At 46.0% G+C, this 359-nt stretch carries 1 pseudogene; it reads left to right on the top strand.

The features are described 5' to 3' along the window. Positions 1-359 (top strand): annotated as a pseudogene (locus tag BHE89_RS22440) (RNA-guided endonuclease TnpB family protein); the annotation flags it as partial.

Raw genomic sequence — 359 nt, 5'->3', positions numbered from 1 at the left:
TTTTCCCACGTTTAAAAGTAAGCATGGCAGACAATCTAGCTATCATTGTGTCGGGATCAAAGTCATTGATGGCGCGATAAAAAATCCCGAAAATCGCACCGATTGAAGCGCGTTTACATCGTGAAAATTACGGGGGGCGCTGAAAAAGTATCACACTGAGTCGCAGCGCAACCGGAAAATACTATGCGTCACTACTCTGTGATGACGGGGTAGAAGCACCGGCAAAGCCAACATTGATATCAAATATCACGGGACTTGATGTGGGGCTGAGTCATTACGCCATCAAATCAGACGGCAATAAGATTGCTAATCCGCGCCACCTTATCAATGCCAGCCGTAACCTACGTCGAAAACAAAAA

The sequence above is a fragment of the Shigella sp. FC1967 genome, from assembly GCF_001743005.1.
In the GTDB taxonomy this organism is placed as follows: domain Bacteria; phylum Pseudomonadota; class Gammaproteobacteria; order Enterobacterales; family Enterobacteriaceae; genus Proteus.
Note: the sequence above shows the minus strand (reverse complement) of the source record. Positions and strands in the feature narration are given on the sequence as shown.